Source organism: Macrococcus carouselicus, from assembly GCF_004359515.1.
GTDB classification, from domain to species: Bacteria; Bacillota; Bacilli; order Staphylococcales; family Staphylococcaceae; genus Macrococcus; species Macrococcus carouselicus.
Genome location: NZ_SCWD01000007.1, coordinates 23,972 through 35,951, shown reverse-complemented (window position 1 = coordinate 35,951; position 11,980 = coordinate 23,972). Strand labels below are relative to the sequence as shown.

16 protein-coding genes and 1 riboswitch are annotated in these 11,980 nt (G+C 43.3%); of the genes, 15 read left to right on the top strand and 1 reads right to left on the bottom strand.

Translation table 11 applies throughout. From position 1 onward, the window contains the following. The first annotated feature begins 24 nt into the window (after positions 1-24). The 7 genes from atpG to fabZ all read left to right on the top strand — a co-directional run bounded on the left by atpG (position 25) and on the right by fabZ (position 5,034). Positions 25-888: an ATP synthase F1 subunit gamma gene (atpG, locus tag ERX40_RS10415; protein WP_133418439.1), complete on the top strand. Its 864-nt coding sequence runs from the start codon at positions 25-27 to the stop codon at positions 886-888. Between the two features lie 18 nt (positions 889-906). Further along, positions 907-2,319: a F0F1 ATP synthase subunit beta gene (atpD, locus tag ERX40_RS10410; RefSeq protein WP_133418438.1), complete on the top strand. Its 1,413-nt coding sequence runs from the start codon at positions 907-909 to the stop codon at positions 2,317-2,319. Positions 2,320-2,336: 17 nt separating this feature from the next. Beyond that, a complete protein-coding gene (locus ERX40_RS10405) occupies positions 2,337-2,744 on the top strand; it encodes a F0F1 ATP synthase subunit epsilon (protein ID WP_133418437.1) in 408 nt (135 codons plus the stop codon). A 54-nt stretch (positions 2,745-2,798) separates the two neighbouring features. Further along, positions 2,799-3,023, top strand: coding sequence for a DUF1146 family protein (locus tag ERX40_RS10400; RefSeq protein WP_133418436.1), 225 nt, complete (start codon positions 2,799-2,801; stop codon positions 3,021-3,023). Between the two features lie 83 nt (positions 3,024-3,106). Further along, positions 3,107-4,387, top strand: coding sequence for a UDP-N-acetylglucosamine 1-carboxyvinyltransferase (murA, locus tag ERX40_RS10395; protein WP_133418435.1), 1,281 nt, complete (start codon positions 3,107-3,109; stop codon positions 4,385-4,387). Positions 4,388-4,392: 5 nt separating this feature from the next. Beyond that, the gene (locus ERX40_RS10390; RefSeq protein WP_133418434.1) at positions 4,393-4,587 is read left to right on the top strand and encodes a DNA-directed RNA polymerase subunit beta; all 195 of its coding nucleotides are present in this window, start codon (positions 4,393-4,395) and stop codon (positions 4,585-4,587) included. Continuing rightward, positions 4,588-5,034 (top strand): 3-hydroxyacyl-ACP dehydratase FabZ, encoded by a 447-nt coding sequence (fabZ, locus tag ERX40_RS10385; RefSeq protein ID WP_133418433.1) that lies wholly within the window; start codon positions 4,588-4,590, stop codon positions 5,032-5,034. It begins immediately after the preceding gene. Positions 5,035-5,094: 60 nt separating this feature from the next. On the opposite strand, the gene ERX40_RS10380 is transcribed toward fabZ, so the two are convergent. Next, a complete protein-coding gene (locus tag ERX40_RS10380) occupies positions 5,095-5,523 on the bottom strand; it encodes a YwpF-like family protein (RefSeq protein ID WP_133418432.1) in 429 nt (142 codons plus the stop codon). Positions 5,524-5,735: 212 nt separating this feature from the next. Here ERX40_RS10380 and ERX40_RS10375 point away from each other — a divergent pair, with 212 nt between their 5' ends. From ERX40_RS10375 to yidC, 8 genes are all read left to right on the top strand, one after another. Further along, the gene (locus ERX40_RS10375) at positions 5,736-6,335 is read left to right on the top strand and encodes a single-stranded DNA-binding protein (RefSeq protein WP_133418431.1); all 600 of its coding nucleotides are present in this window, start codon (positions 5,736-5,738) and stop codon (positions 6,333-6,335) included. A gap of 188 nt (positions 6,336-6,523) precedes the next feature. Then, positions 6,524-6,895, top strand: coding sequence for a LysM peptidoglycan-binding domain-containing protein (locus ERX40_RS10370; RefSeq protein ID WP_133418430.1), 372 nt, complete (start codon positions 6,524-6,526; stop codon positions 6,893-6,895). A 185-nt stretch (positions 6,896-7,080) separates the two neighbouring features. Next, entirely contained in the window at positions 7,081-7,908 is an 828-nt protein-coding gene (locus ERX40_RS11590; protein WP_133418429.1) for a transglycosylase family protein, read from the top strand. 91 nt (positions 7,909-7,999) lie between these two features. Next, positions 8,000-8,096, top strand: a riboswitch (TPP riboswitch). 50 nt (positions 8,097-8,146) lie between these two features. Further along, the gene (tenA, locus tag ERX40_RS10360; protein ID WP_133418428.1) at positions 8,147-8,830 is read left to right on the top strand and encodes a thiaminase II; all 684 of its coding nucleotides are present in this window, start codon (positions 8,147-8,149) and stop codon (positions 8,828-8,830) included. After that, on the top strand, positions 8,823-9,641 hold the full coding sequence (gene thiD, locus ERX40_RS10355) for a bifunctional hydroxymethylpyrimidine kinase/phosphomethylpyrimidine kinase (RefSeq protein WP_133418427.1): 819 nt from the start codon (positions 8,823-8,825) through the stop codon (positions 9,639-9,641). Before tenA ends, thiD begins: the two co-directional genes overlap by 8 nt. Then, positions 9,613-10,398 carry a hydroxyethylthiazole kinase gene (gene thiM / locus ERX40_RS10350; protein WP_133418426.1) on the top strand — a complete coding sequence of 262 codons (786 nt, stop codon included), beginning with the start codon at positions 9,613-9,615 and terminating at the stop codon, positions 10,396-10,398. The genes thiD and thiM overlap by 29 nt, the downstream gene beginning before the upstream one ends. A gap of 1 nt (position 10,399) precedes the next feature. Continuing rightward, positions 10,400-11,038 carry a thiamine phosphate synthase gene (gene thiE, locus ERX40_RS10345; protein WP_133418425.1) on the top strand — a complete coding sequence of 213 codons (639 nt, stop codon included), beginning with the start codon at positions 10,400-10,402 and terminating at the stop codon, positions 11,036-11,038. Between the two features lie 77 nt (positions 11,039-11,115). Next, positions 11,116-11,958, top strand: coding sequence for a membrane protein insertase YidC (yidC, locus tag ERX40_RS10340; RefSeq protein ID WP_133418424.1), 843 nt, complete (start codon positions 11,116-11,118; stop codon positions 11,956-11,958). Positions 11,959-11,980 lie beyond the last annotated feature (22 nt).

Sequence of the window (11,980 nt, the reverse complement as noted above, 5' to 3'; positions counted from 1 at the left end):
TTCAGTAAATAAGGTGGTGACAAAATGGGTTCACTTAGAGAGATAAAGACACGGATTACTTCGACACAGAAAACGAGTCAGATCACGAAGGCCATGCACATGGTATCGAACTCTAAACTCCGACGTGCTGAAGAAAACGCGAAAAGCTTTTATCCATATATGGATAAAATGCAGGAGACCATCTCAGCAATAGGCGGTAATGACAGTTCGCACCCGATGCTCGTCAAACGACCGGTACAGAAAACAGGTTATCTGGTTGTAACGAGTGATAAAGGGCTTGCCGGTCCTTACAATGCAAGTGTACTGAAAAGTGTGACGCAGATCATTAAAGACCGTCATAACAACGATGCGAGCCAATATGGCATTCTGGTCATCGGCCGAGTGGGTCGTGACTTTCTGAAGGCTCGTGGCTATAATATTATTGATGAAATGGTGGGATTACCTGAACAGCCGTCTTTCAAAGCAATCAATGCACTGACGAAGAGTGCAGTCGATCGCTTTGAAAAAGGTGAATTCGATGAACTCTATCTTCATTTCAGTCACTTTGTCAGTGTGCTGGAGCAGGAAGTACAGGAACGTCGTATTTTACCTGTCAGTCAAGTTGATATCGGCGACAGCGCAGGTGCTACAGCAATGTATGAGTTCGAACCAGATAAAGATGCGATTCTTGAAGTCATTCTTCCTCAATACGCAGAGAGTCTGATTTACGGTGCATTACTTGATGCAAAAGCAAGTGAGCATGCTGCTCGTATGACGGCAATGAAAAATGCGACGGATAATGCGAAAGAATTAATCGACGACTTATCATTACAATATAACCGTGCGCGTCAAGCTGCAATCACGCAGCAGATCACTGAGATTGTCGGCGGCGCAGCAGCACTCGAATAAATATAGGGAGGAATAATAATGGCAGTAGGTCACGTAATTCAGGTTATGGGTCCGGTTATTGACGTTAAGTTTGAACACGGTCAATTACCAGAACTTAACAATGCCTTAACTTTAGATATTCATCGTGAAATTGGCGTTTCAAAGTTAACTCTTGAAGTTGCCCTTCATTTAGGTGATGATGCAGTTCGTACCATTGCAATGAGCTCTACAGACGGAGTTCAGCGTGGTGCTGAAGTTACAGATACAGGATCACCAATCACAGTTCCAGTCGGAGATGTGACACTAGGACGTGTATTCAACGTTCTGGGTGAAAAAATCGATTTAGACGAGGAATTACCAGCAGGTATCCGTCGTGATCCGATTCACCGTCTTGCGCCTAAATTTGAGGAGTTATCAACTAAAGTTGAAATTCTTGAAACAGGTATTAAAGTAGTTGACTTATTAGCACCTTACATCAAAGGTGGAAAAATTGGTCTCTTTGGTGGTGCCGGTGTAGGTAAAACCGTCTTAATTCAGGAATTAATCAATAACATCGCTCAGGAACACGGCGGTATCTCTGTATTCGCCGGTGTAGGTGAGCGCACTCGTGAAGGAAACGACTTATATCATGAGATGAGTGATTCAGGCGTTATTAAGAAAACAGCGATGGTCTTCGGTCAGATGAATGAACCGCCTGGTGCGCGTATGCGTGTTGCATTATCCGGTTTAACGATGGCGGAATACTTCCGTGATGAACAAGGTCAGGACGTACTGTTATTCATCGATAACATCTTCCGTTTCACTCAGGCAGGTTCGGAGGTATCAGCGTTACTTGGTCGTATGCCTTCTGCCGTTGGTTACCAGCCGACACTTGCAACTGAGATGGGTCAGTTACAGGAGCGTATCACTTCAACTAACGTAGGATCAGTTACTTCCATTCAGGCAGTATTCGTACCAGCCGATGACTATACTGACCCGGCGCCAGCGACAGCTTTCGCTCACTTAGATGCAACGACAAACTTAGAACGTAAGTTAACAGAGATGGGTATCTACCCAGCCGTAGATCCACTTGCTTCAACTTCGCGTGCTTTAACACCTGCTGTTGTAGGTGAAGAACACTATGCGGTCGCTCGTCAGGTACAGGCTACACTTCAGAAATATCGTGAGTTACAGGATATCATCGCTATCCTCGGTATGGATGAATTATCTGATGACGATAAAAAGACGGTAAACCGTGCACGTCGTATTCAGTTCTTCTTATCACAGAACTTCCACGTAGCAGAACAGTTCACAGGTCAGAAAGGTTCATATGTTCCTGTTCAACAGACTGTGCAGGACTTCAAAGCGATTCTTGAAGGTAAATATGATCATATCCCGGAAGATGCATTCCGTTTAGTCGGTGGCATCGAAGCAGTTCTTGAACAAGCTAAAGGCATGGGTGTACAAGTCTAATTTAGGAGGAATGAAATATGAACACGTTAGCGTTAAATATTGTTACTCCTAATGGTTCAGTTTATTCTACTGAGCAGGCTGAACTCGTTGTCTTACAGACTGAAGGCGGAGAGATGGGGATCATGGCAGGCCATATTCCGACTGTTGCGCCTCTGAAAATCGGAGCTGTACGTGTCACGATTGATAAAAAGGTTGAATATATCGCTGTGACAGAGGGCTTCGCAGAAATTAACGGCTCAAGTGTTGCTGTTCTCGTTCAAGCTGCAGAAGAATCAGATGCAATCAATGTAGAGCGCGCGCAGCAATCATTGCGCCGTGCACAGGAACGTCTCGAGCAGGATAAAAAAGAAAACATTGATCATCATCGTGCTGAACGTGCACTCCATCGTGCGATCAACCGATTGGATGTAGCCAAATATCGTTAAAAATATAAAAGACTTAGTCTCGACTAAGTCTTTTTTTAATTCAGGAGGTCAAAAGTGGACATAGGGATTTATGCAATAATCCATATACTGCTGCATGTTGTCTGTACATGTATCAGTTTCTGGGCACTTAAATCATTGCGGACAGACCAGTGGTTTAAAGCGAATCAGATAAAACAGATTCAAGTACTGCTCATACTGCTGAGCTTCGCATTAGGAAAATTAATGAGTGATTTTATCATGGATATAGTTTATTTTTCTCAGCAGATGGTATGGATATAGGTCGAGAGAAATCAATTTAGTTTACTGTTTCACAACAAATTTTGTTATAGTATATAATGAAGTAGAGTGCTGGAGGAAAGATTATGGATATGATATTAGTCAAAGGTGGCAACCGTTTAACTGGAACTGTCAGAATAGAAGGCGCAAAAAATGCAGTTCTGCCTATTTTAACAGCGTCCATATTAGCATCAGAAGGAGTCAGTACATTTCATAATGTACCTCAATTGTCCGATGTGGATACAATCAGTCATGTGTTGACGGGATTGAACGTCAGCGTGAACTCACTGGCTGACAATACATATGAAATAGATGCAACAGGTGATCTGGAATCAACTGCGAGCTATGAATACGTCAGCAAAATGCGTGCCAGTGTTCTGGTGATGGGTCCATTACTTGCGAGACTAGGTCATGCGCGTGTAGCACTGCCTGGTGGCTGTGCTATTGGTTCAAGACCGATTGAGCAGCACTTAAAAGGTCTGACGGCTCTAGGTGCTGTCATCGAACAGGAAAATGGTTACTTAGTCGGCAATGTGAATGGTCGCTTGAAAGGAACCCATATCCATCTTGATTTCCCTAGTGTTGGTGCAACTCAGAACATCGTCATGGCAGCGACACTTGCTGACGGCACTACTATTATTGAGAACGTGGCAAGAGAACCTGAAATTGTCGATATGGTCGACTATTTAAATGCGATGGGTGCACAGATTACAGGTGCCGGTACAGATACCATTACAATTGAAGGTGTTCCTACGTTAAAAGGTGCAGCACACACTATCGTAGCAGACCGCATTGAAGCGGGGACGTTCATGGTCGCTGCTGCTATTACAAGAGGAGATGTGTTGATTGAAGGTGCGCGTAAAGAGCATCTCTCATCTCTTATCTCTAAAATGACAGAAATGGGTGTGACTATTAACGAAGAGAAAAGTGGTCTTCGTGTTATAGTAGACGGTCCTCTGAGAGGTGTAGAGGTCAAGACGATGCCACATCCAGGATTCCCGACAGATATGCAGGCGCAGATGACTGCTCTTATGATGACCGCTGACTCAGAAAGCAGAATGACTGAAACTGTCTTTGAAAATCGCTTCATGCATATCGATGAATTTATGAAGATGAACGGTAATGTACGAGTGAACGATCGCACGGCTTATATCCGTAAAGACGACCTTCACGGAGCCGCAGTGAAATCTACGGATTTACGGGCCGCTGCAGCGCTCATACTTGCAGGACTGGTGGCTGAAGGTTATACACGTGTGACTGAACTGAACCATCTGGACCGCGGTTATGTGAATTTCCATGGCAAATTAAAAAATCTTGGTGCTGATATTGAGCGCACTGAGGAAAAAGAAGTAGTAGAAGCGAGGTAGAGGGTATGGCCGATTATTTAGGGACAGAAATCGTACATAGAAAAGTCCCATTACTTTTTACGATACTGATTGTACTGGCATTAGCTGGATTGTTATTTATTGTGGGCATGATGCTGGGATATGGTGTATTACATTCACCGCTCGATGTCTTTAAACCGAGCACGTGGACACATGTATTTGAGCTGACTGGAGGGAAATAGATGGAGACGTTATTATCATTTGATGAAGTCAAGAAAATCATTCCGCATCGCTACCCGTTTCTGCTGATTGATCGTGTCGTCGAACTTGAAGAAGGTAAGCGCTGTGTCGGTATTAAACAGGTCAGCGGCAACGAACCCTTTTTTCAGGGTCACTTTCCTGATTACGCAGTGATGCCCGGTGTTCTTATAGTGGAAGCACTCGCACAGGTTGGTGCAGTGGCAATGCTGAATATGGAGGACAATAAAGGAAAAATTGCATTATTTGCTGGTATTGATAAATGCCGTTTCAAGAAACAGGTAACGCCTGGCGATACATTGAAACTAGAAGTTGAGATTTCTAAAATCAAGGGTCCGATTGGAAAAGGAACAGCTACAGCAACAGTTGACGGAGCAATCGCCTGCAGCTGTGAAATCACCTTTGCCCTGACAGATGCAAAAGAAGAATAGGTAGAGATATATAAAGAGGAGCTGTAATCGATCATCGATTACAGCTCCTTATTTAATCAGTTAATTCTTCTCTCTTAAAATTGGTTTTGACACCATCATGCGATTGAAGGCGGCAATCAGTTCTTCTCCTTCAAATTTATCATCCACCAGCTGTTCAAGCAGCTGTTCTGCATAAGCTTGTCTCGGCGTATAAATATGACATTCAAAAATGACCGAGATTTTATCGTTTAATTCTTTGATATTGGTGATGGTTGCTTCAAAAAGGGCCGGATCATTTGAAGCACGTGTAATAACAACACGGGTATCAAGCACTTTGCCTGTTTTCATGTATGCTTCCATCGTTTCTTTATGGATACTGTCTATCAGAATCTCCAGCAACCAGCCTGTCCCGCTATTCTCCTTATTGATAATGACACCGTCAAGTAAAGTATATTCATGTGTTGTCTCATTTTCTACAATCTGAAATCTGAGTGCTTTAAATGTCTTCATGGAAACATCCCCCTTTCTTTCATTATATCTGGATAAAGTGATGAATTCAAAAAGTTGCTGATTTTCCTGAAAACCTACAAAATAACCACAGTTTCTGACCAAATGGAAGAAGTTTATCAGAAACTGCAATGGAATAACTGCAGAATATTAAAATCGGTCATTTTTCAATTTCTGATCAACAGGTTATAGTGAAAACAGAAAGGAGGTGACATATGATCAATAAAGTCGTGCTCGTGGGTCGCCTGGCAAATGTGCCCAAAACCAACCATTCCTTAAATAAAAACAGCGTTCAATGTGTTACATTTCCTCTCGCTATTGAGAGAGGCTATAAACCTCGTGATGAGAACGCTCAGACAGTTGATTTCCTCCACTGTAAAGCATTCAATAAGACAGCTGCTAATATCCTGCAGTATTGCCGTAAAGGTTCGACCGTCTGTGTAACAGGGCAGATTCATAGCAACCGTTACCAGAAACCTGGTGAAGATAAGCCGCAGTATTTCACTGAGATCATTATTGAGAGCATCAAGTTCCTGCCGAATTTCGGTGCAATCAAGACGGGAGATGTTCTGCCTCAGACGCCGGATGAAATCTGGAATGAGTTATCGGATGCCGAAAAGACACACGCTATCATGCTTACTAAAGAGACACTTGTCAAGCAGATGATTGCTGAACAGAATACGGCGCCTATCGTAACTGAGCCTGTAAAAGTGATTGCAGATGATGAAAGTCACCAGCTGCTGCAGACGCTTGATGAAATCTCCACTAGAGATTCATCAGATGAAGTTTCTGAAGAAGCTGCTGTTGTTTCTTAGAATGCCTTCTTTACTCACACCCCACTCGCCTCTTCAAACGTGCTGTCTGAAGAGGTTTTTTAATTTGATATATTGTTGTAATCATTACGTAATTTAATAACGTTACTTATCACGTAGCTGTAACCTAAGATATTATGATTCGTGCTAAAGTATTATCAAGAATAAATTAAGACGGGGGCAGCACAGAAATGAATAGATTAGCAATCATCGTCAGTGGTGTCATTTTGTCTGGCATAGTGGCAACAACGAATGCTGAAGCAAAAATGCAAAATTTGCAGATGGATGAATCGGTTTGGTCAATAACAGATAAATATGATAGAACAATTGAAAATATAGAAAAAATGAGTGCGGAGAATACTGCCCTCATTACGCCGGATCCTAAACTGGAAGTACTCGTTAATGGCAAGTATAAAGTGATTAAAGGAGATACGGTATCTGAAGTCGCGAAAAAGTGTGACGTATCAGTTAGACAGATTCATCATCTAAATAATATCTCGCGCGAACAGCAGTTAACTGCAGGACAAACACTTCAGATCAATGAGATACAATCAGGAAATTAACGCATGTGAAGTTAATTTCTTTTTTTATACATCAAAGAAGAGAATATTGTAAATATTAGTGTAATGTAATGTGAATGTAATATTATAAAGTATCTTTTATATGTCTGTAACCTTTGAAATATTATATTCTGTTATATTAGATTTAATCACTATAGACTTTTCACTACACAGGAGGAAATGGATTAATGAAAAAGGCACTCGCGGTAACAACAGCAGTAGCAGCAGCAGGTTCTTTCGCAGCAACAGCGGACGCAGCAGAATATACGGTAAATTCAGGAGATACACTCTGGAACATCTCTCAGCAATATGGTACGTCGGTTGCCAGCATCAAAGCAGAGAACGGCTTGTCATCAGATCTTATCTTCCCTAAACAAGTATTAAAAGTGAATGAAAAAGCAGCTCCATCTAAAGGCCCTGCTCAGACAACAGTTTATAATATCGTAGCAGGTGACACTTTAGGGCAGATTGCCGCAAAATTTAATGTTACAGTGGCGCAGCTTAAAGCATGGAATAATCTTTCATCAGATTTAATCATCGCAGGGAAGACACTATACGTGTCTGGTCCGTCAGCATCTGTACAACAGCCGGCAGTCCACTACAATACACCTGTCCAGCAGGCGCCCGTACAAAAAACAGCACCCGTAAAAACATATCAGGCTCCTGTCCAGCAGGCGCCCGTACAAAAAGCAGCACCCGTAAAAACATATCAGGCTCCTGTCCAGCAGCAGACATATCAGGCCCCTAAAGCAGCTACAACTCAGACAGCAGCCACTCATACGGGCGGCGCGAACTGGGCAGCTTTAGCAGCATGTGAATCAGGCGGCAATCCAAGCATTGTGGATGCATCAGGTACTTACCACGGTTTATACCAGTTCGATGCACAGACTTGGCGCTCAGTAGGGGGCAGTGGAGTGGCCTCTCAAGCTTCAGCAGCAGAACAGACAATGCGTGCAAAGATTCTTTACAGCCAGCGTGGCAGTCAGCCGTGGCCAGTATGTGGCGCTCGTCTCTAATACTCTCTTTTTTATCAAAGACTATCTGCGGATAGTCTTTTTTCTTTGCATTCACTTATAGAGTTCGGTATGCTTTAATTAATCGAATATCTATTACTGCTAGGGGTGCCTATTAGGCTGAGATGACGTTGTCAAACCCTTTACCTGATCTAGATAATGCTAGCGTAGGAAAGCGGTCATCCTTCAGGACCTTTTCTCTGCAGAAATAGGTTTTTTTTGATACAAAAAAGGAGGAAATATGATGTTTACAGATGAATTACAGCGTGAGGCAGCACCTATTATTGAAGCGATTTACCAGGATGACTTCATTCAGGGAGTCATCCGTGGTGATATTGATAAGAAGGCAATCCGCCACTACTTAAAGGCCGACCATCTCTATTTAAATGAGTTTGCCAAAATATACAGTCTGCTTATCGCCAAACTTAACGATAAGGATGATATCCGTTTTCTGCTCGAACAGATTGATTTCGTCATCAATGGGGAAGTGACAGCACATTATACGATGGCTGATTACGTCGGTGAAAACTATCAGGATATTATTGCAGGTGGCGAGTGGTATCCGGCAAGTGATCATTATATCAAGCACATGTATTACAATGCTTATAAATATGATGATGCAAGCTTTACAATCTGTGCTATGGCTCCGTGCCCCTATGTCTATCAGCAGCTGGCGCTTAAAATCAAGGATAATCATGATTTAACGGGTAATCCTCTGAAGGACTGGGTCGATTTCTATACGGTCAATATGGACGAACTGATGAATCGTCTGAATCACTGGGTCAATCGATTTGCGGAAACGACGACTGATGAAAACAGAGAAATTTTACGTCGCAATTTCCTTGAGAGCTGCGTGCATGAACGACGATTCTTTGAGATGTCCTACCGCCAGGAGGCGTGGGGGATAGAGGTAATGCATGCTTAAGACAGCTCTATCGATTGCAGGTACAGATCCAACAGGCGGCGCCGGCACTATTGCTGATGTCAAAGTTTTTCAGTCAAGAGGCGTTTACGGTATGAGTGCCGTAACGAGTATTGTCGCACAGAACACGCGCGGCGTGCAGGAAGTATTCAATCAGCCTGTCCATGTCATTGAAGCGCAGCTGAACAGCATATACGGTGATATTGTACCGGATGCTGTTAAGACAGGTATGCTCGCTTCCAGTGAAGTGATGGATGTTATCAGACCTTTTATCGAGAAGCATCGGATTCCTTATGTCATCGATCCTGTGATGGTTGCGAAGAGTGGCGATGATCTGCTGGACGACGCAGGGAAAAATGCAGTTCGTTATAAACTGCTGGATTTAGCGACAGTTGCGACCCCTAACTTACCGGAGTTGGAACGTATTCTGAATATGACGATCCAGTCAAGAAGTGCTATCGACCGCGCAGGACACATCTTCCTGAATGAAATCGGCAGTCAGTCCGTCATCGTCAAAGGCGGCCATATGGAAGGAGATGCGATTGATTATCTCTTCACGGAAGATGGCTGCACTGAGCTGCCGGCGACAAGGATTGCGACGCATCACACGCACGGCACGGGCTGTACATTCAGTGCAGTCATTACAGCGGAACTTGCAAAAGGACGTTCGATAGAAGATAGTGTCAGAACGGCGAAAGCCTATATTACAAGCGCCATTAAAAATAATCCGGCTCTCGGCCATGGCAATGGGCCGGTCAATCATTTCAGCTATCGGGAGGAAGAGCATGCGAATCAATCAGTTAAGAGAGGATAATCCCCTCATCATCTGTCTGACAAATGATGTCGTCAAAAATTTCACAGCAAACGGTCTGCTGGCATTAGGGGCAAGTCCTGCAATGGCGACAGAGGTGGAGGAGCTTGAAGATTTCATTCAACATGCAGGTGCAGTGCTGATCAATATCGGTTCCCTGACGAAAGAAATCATGCCTTCCATGGAGAAAGCGGTGGAAGCGGCTAATAAGCATCATGTTCCTGTCGTACTCGATCCTGTCGCATGCAGTGCCACTGCATTCAGAAAAGAATTCTGCCTTAAACTGATCGACCATTATGACATCAGTGTCATCCGGGGTAACGCATCAGAAGTAAAGGGCCTGATTGAAGATGCGTCGATGAAAGGAACCGACAGTGACTTATCACTTGATCCGGTGACAATTGCGAAGAAAGCGGGGACTCAGTTCGGCATGGCAGTCATTGTAACAGGCAAAGAAGACGGTATCTATGTGGACGGAGAGACGAGAAGACTGCTCAATGGGACTGAAATGCTGACTAAAGTGACAGGCGGCGGATGTTTATTAGGCGCAATTGTAAGTGCTTTTATATATAATAAGGTGAAACCGACGTTGTCAGATCTAGTCGAAGCTGTAGCATACTACAATGTTTCAGCTGAACGGGCTGAGGCGCTGGCCAAAGGTACTTTGCCGGGTCATTTTCAGATTAACCTGCTGGATATGCTGAATTCTACAGGAGAAAGTGATATTGCAGAGAATATGCGAGTGGAAGAAGTGGATTAATATGAAATTTAGACGTGACATGCTGCAGCTTTATTTTATCTGCGGCACAAATAATATTGCGGATGGCAAGCTTGAGGAGGTACTTGAAGCAGCGCTGAAAGCAGGAATCACTATGTTTCAGTTCAGAGAGAAAGGGCCGGGCGCATTAACAGGTGGAGAAAAAAAACAGCTGGCGCTCAAGCTTAAATCATTATGCAGTCAGTACCATGTTCCGTTCATTATTAATGATGACTGGGAACTCGCACTGGCTGTGGATGCAGATGGTATCCATCTCGGACAGGATGACGAGAAGATTGAAACCATTATTGAGAAGCTGACAGGGAAAATCATCGGTTTATCGGTAGGTAACTTCGAGGAATATGACCAATCTGACCTGACATACGTGGATTATATTGGGGTGGGCCCTATTTACGAGACAAGTTCTAAGAGCGATGCAAAGAAGCCGGGTGGTATAGAGCTTATCCGCAAAATGAGACTTTACGATAAAGAGATTCCTATCGTCGCGATCGGCGGTATCACCAGCCGTAATTGTGAGATGATCATTAAAGCAGGCGCTGATGGTATCTCGACAATCTCTTCAATCGCCGCCAGCCGAAACATTGAACAAGATGTGAAGAATTATCTGGAATACTACAATTAACAAGAGGATAAATGTTTAATCAGGTCATAAAATGTGTTAAAATAACCTCTATGTGAAGAATACTATGAGGTGAAGAAATGAAGAAAAAGGCTTTAATGCCATTATTGTTCGGTATAGTTATATTTTTATCAGGTTGTGATTATTCAAAAGAATCCAATCGTACTGGTTTCTTCTATGATACATTTGTCCATCCCCTTGATCTGCTGATTCACTGGCTTGGTGCGAATATGGGTCATAACTACGGTCTTGCAATCATCGCGATCACTTTGATTGTTCGACTTGCGCTGTTCCCATTCATGATGAAGACATATAAAAATCAAAGCATCATGAAAGAGAAGATGAATCTGATTCAGCCGCAGCTGAAAGCAATTCAGGAGAAAACGAAACATGCCCGTACACAGGAAGAACGTATGGCTGCCAATCAGGAGATGATGGCACTCTACAAAGAGAATGAAATCAATCCTCTGAACATGGGCTGTCTGCCGCTGTTGATTCAGCTGCCGATTGTAACAGGTTTATTCTATGTCCTGAAATATCCGACAGGTGGCGGTATTACACAATATCCTCACTTTCTGTGGTTTGACCTGACTCGCCCTGATATCCTGATGACAATTATCGCGGGTATTATCTATGCAGTTCAGGCTTACGTTTCAATGCAGAACATCCCGGATGAGCAGAAAGCTCAGATGCGTATCATGATGTTCATCTCACCGATTATGATCATCTGGATGTCTTATATTTCACCTGCTGCGCTTGCCTTATACTGGGCAGTCGGAGGTGCCTTTCTTGTCCTTCAGACGTGGTTAGGGAATAAGTTCTACAAACAGAAAGTTCATGAAGAAATGCTGCCTGCTCTAGAAGCAGAGCAGGAGAAAGTGGTTAGAAACACTCAAGTAAAAGCTAAAAAGAAAAAGAGATAGGATTAAAATCGCTGTCAATGTG

Excerpts from the sequence above, each read along its gene's own strand:
- atpG (WP_133418439.1), top strand. The coding sequence starts at position 25 with ATGGGTTCACTTAGAGAGATAAAGACACGGATTACTTCGACACAGAAA.
- atpD (WP_133418438.1), top strand. The coding sequence starts at position 907 with ATGGCAGTAGGTCACGTAATTCAGGTTATGGGTCCGGTTATTGACGTT.
- ERX40_RS10405 (WP_133418437.1), top strand. The coding sequence starts at position 2,337 with ATGAACACGTTAGCGTTAAATATTGTTACTCCTAATGGTTCAGTTTAT.
- murA (WP_133418435.1), top strand. The coding sequence starts at position 3,107 with ATGGATATGATATTAGTCAAAGGTGGCAACCGTTTAACTGGAACTGTC.
- ERX40_RS10390 (WP_133418434.1), top strand. The coding sequence starts at position 4,393 with ATGGCCGATTATTTAGGGACAGAAATCGTACATAGAAAAGTCCCATTA.
- fabZ (WP_133418433.1), top strand. The coding sequence starts at position 4,588 with ATGGAGACGTTATTATCATTTGATGAAGTCAAGAAAATCATTCCGCAT.
- ERX40_RS10380 (WP_133418432.1), bottom strand. The coding sequence starts at position 5,523 with ATGAAGACATTTAAAGCACTCAGATTTCAGATTGTAGAAAATGAGACA.
- ERX40_RS10375 (WP_133418431.1), top strand. The coding sequence starts at position 5,736 with ATGATCAATAAAGTCGTGCTCGTGGGTCGCCTGGCAAATGTGCCCAAA.
- ERX40_RS10370 (WP_133418430.1), top strand. The coding sequence starts at position 6,524 with ATGAATAGATTAGCAATCATCGTCAGTGGTGTCATTTTGTCTGGCATA.
- ERX40_RS11590 (WP_133418429.1), top strand. The coding sequence starts at position 7,081 with ATGAAAAAGGCACTCGCGGTAACAACAGCAGTAGCAGCAGCAGGTTCT.
- tenA (WP_133418428.1), top strand. The coding sequence starts at position 8,147 with ATGATGTTTACAGATGAATTACAGCGTGAGGCAGCACCTATTATTGAA.
- thiD (WP_133418427.1), top strand. The coding sequence starts at position 8,823 with ATGCTTAAGACAGCTCTATCGATTGCAGGTACAGATCCAACAGGCGGC.
- thiM (WP_133418426.1), top strand. The coding sequence starts at position 9,613 with ATGCGAATCAATCAGTTAAGAGAGGATAATCCCCTCATCATCTGTCTG.
- thiE (WP_133418425.1), top strand. The coding sequence starts at position 10,400 with ATGAAATTTAGACGTGACATGCTGCAGCTTTATTTTATCTGCGGCACA.
- yidC (WP_133418424.1), top strand. The coding sequence starts at position 11,116 with ATGAAGAAAAAGGCTTTAATGCCATTATTGTTCGGTATAGTTATATTT.